Genomic DNA, 2,905 nt, shown 5'->3' on the forward strand with positions numbered 1-2,905 from the left:
CTTACAAAACTATTATTTTATTAAGGTATTATCACGATTTATCTATTAAGGAAATTGCTGAGGTTCTTAATTCTCCAGAAGGAACGGTAAAATCTCAATTACATCGAGCAAAGCAAGCCTTACGCCCCATTTTAAAGGAGGGATATAGTTATGAATAAAGATGAATTTAATCATCATATCAATGATATTCCTATACCAGAAGACCGGTTAATTCAAAGAGAAAAAACAGCCATGCTTCAAGCTAAGAAAAATCAATACCGTAGGAAAAAAACAATCAAGTATTCTAGTCTTGTTGCTTGTGGAATATGTGTTTCTCTCTTAGGTTTTGGATTCATTTCTCCTGCTATGGCAAAGACATTATCGAGTGTTCCAGTTATAGGCCCCATTTATGCACAATTTAATGATATTGCTTCTGATAAAATTGAAAAGGATGAGCTTGCTACATCCATTGAAAGACAAGATAACCATAGTGGTTTAACGATGAATGTGAAAGAAGCTGTTTACGATGGCGGACGTTTAGTGATCACGGTGGAATACAAAGGAGAAAATACTATTTCCAATAGCAATGAAGAGAAAGCTGGATTTAGTTATGTAACCATTAATGGGAAAGAAGTCAGAGCTGCAATTGGTTCTACTTCACAGAAGTCAAAAGGACGAAACACCATTATCGAGCAGCATGAATTCACTCTGGCTAATTACGGTGAATTTGGTGATAAAATTGATGTTTCAGTCCATGGAGAAGATTTATTTGGAAAAACAGGAACATGGAACGTAGCATTTCCTCTTACAAAAGTTGAAGGTGAGATTCGTAAATTTACTCCTAATATAAAAACATTAACGAAAGATAATCTCTATGCATTAACAGTAGATCAAGTAGCCTTTTCTTCACTTTCAACGAGGATTGATTTGACCTTTGATTATCCAAAAGAAATGGAAGCTAATGATAGCTGGCCAGCACTTGATTATACTGTCACTGATGATAAAGGAAAAATCTACGAAGGAGTCAGCTTGCAAGTTGGTAGCACGGGACTATACGGACACCATATTGTTTTAGCTCTTCCACCGATGGATAATCCTCCAAAATCCTTAACAATTGAGCCCGCGTATCTTAGTGGTCTAAATGATACATTAAAAAATGGAGGTGCTGAAGATTTGAAAACGACAGTGTTGCTACAATAATTGAAGAGCTTGGCTAGGTTTCCATGTCTATTGAATGTTAATAAGTGATGGTATGTTAACTTGAAGTGTATGGAAAAAACATTGCTATCCAGCTAAGATAAATTTGTATCCATATAATCAAAAAACGCTATTCTTTTTGTAGAATTATACAGAAAGGATGGCGTTTTATATGCTATTATCATTTTCGAGTTTTGTCGATAAGTCGATATATTGCAAAAATCGCCGATATAATTTCACTTACCGACAAAAACATAAGAAAAACCCTTTCACAATCTAAAGAAAACGCCTCCATTGAAATGGATTCCACACCTATTCCAATAACTTTGCACTCTATGTGAAAAAGTTCACAAATAGGTCATAATTTGTGAATTAATTCACAATGATACGTGCTACAATATGAATGTAAAGAAGTTAAACAACATTAAATTAGTATTTTAATTAATTACTTAAACAATCATAAAAAAATATATGTGAACAATAGAGAGGGGAAATTAACATGAAAAAAGGTATCAATCGTGTAGTATTAGTAGGAACAGGAGCTGTAGGTTGTAGTTACGCTTACTCAATGATCAACCAAGGTGTAGCTGAAGAATTCGTACTTGTAGATGTTAATGAAGCAAAAGCAGAAGGGGAAGCAATGGACTTAAGTCACGCGGTACCATTCTCTCCATCACCAACAAAAGTTTGGAGCGGTAGCTACGCAGATTGTAAAGATGCAGATTTAGTAGTTATCACTGCTGGATTACCACAAAAGCCAGGTGAAACTCGTTTAGACTTAGTTGAGAAAAACACAAAAATCTTTAAACAAATCGTACGCGGTATTATGGATAGCGGATTCGATGGAATCTTCTTAATTGCAACTAACCCAGTTGATATTTTAACTTACGTAACTTGGAAAGAATCTGGTTTACCGAAAGAGCGCGTAATCGGTTCTGGTACTACTTTAGACTCTGCTCGTTTCCGTTACATGTTAGGTGACTACTTAGATGTAGATCCACGTAACGTTCATGCTTACATCGTTGGTGAGCACGGTGAYACTGAACTTCCAGTATGGAGCCACGCTACTGTAGGTGTACAAAAACTAGAAACAATCTTAGCGAACAACGAACAGTATAACCAAGAAGATTTAGATAAAATCTTTGAAAATGTACGCGATGCAGCTTACCACATTATTGAACGTAAAGGCGCAACTTACTACGGAATCGGTATGTCACTACTTCGTGTAACTAAAGCGATCTTAAGCAACGAGAACAGCGTATTAACTGTATCTGCATACCTTGAAGGTCAATATGGTGAGAAAGATGCTTACGTAGGTGTTCCAGCTGTTATTAACCGCGAAGGTGTACGTGAAATCGTAGAACTTGAATTAAACGAAGAAGAAAAAGTGAARTTCGCTCATTCTGTAAAAGTATTAAAAGAAACAATGGCACCAGTACTWTAATAAYTGMTAAATAATTCAGAGGTGGGAAACTGCTTCCTCCTTCTGGATTTATATATAATTGAATATAAATTCCTTTTCCGGTTTCCCTTGTATATCCCCAATATACCCCTTTTGCTGGAGAAGGGTCGTTTATAGAAAAAGCACTCTATTTTTAAATAGAGTGCTTTTGTGCGTTATCCCACTATTTGCGAGCAGAGTTTCACTGTATTCTTTAGGAGTTAACCTTGTGGAAATTTTTCCTAAACGCCATTCATCTCCCGCATACTCATTGGACCATGTCCTACC

The 2,905-nt window shown here is 36.0% G+C and carries 3 protein-coding genes; all 3 read left to right on the forward strand.

Going from position 1 to position 2,905, the window contains the following annotated elements; all coding sequences use genetic code 11:
• Nucleotides 1-158: sigma factor-like helix-turn-helix DNA-binding protein (locus AC1DJR_RS24610; RefSeq protein WP_477003724.1), on the forward strand; the 158-nt coding region annotated here is incomplete at its 5' end.
• Nucleotides 151-1,179, forward strand: coding sequence for a DUF4179 domain-containing protein (locus AC1DJR_RS24615; protein ID WP_429686545.1), 1,029 nt, complete (start codon nucleotides 151-153; stop codon nucleotides 1,177-1,179). The genes AC1DJR_RS24610 and AC1DJR_RS24615, both read left to right, overlap by 8 nt.
• Nucleotides 1,180-1,675: 496 nt before the next feature.
• Nucleotides 1,676-2,620 (forward strand): L-lactate dehydrogenase, encoded by a 945-nt coding sequence (locus AC1DJR_RS24620; RefSeq protein WP_002143576.1) that lies wholly within the window; start codon nucleotides 1,676-1,678, stop codon nucleotides 2,618-2,620.
• Nucleotides 2,621-2,905: the final 285 nt, after the last annotated feature.

This window comes from Bacillus sp. 05T31, assembly GCF_056396725.1.

Bases quoted from the DNA above. Each gene is read 5' to 3' on its own strand.
- AC1DJR_RS24615 (WP_429686545.1), top strand. From the start codon at position 151: ATGAATAAAGATGAATTTAATCATCATATCAATGATATTCCTATACCA.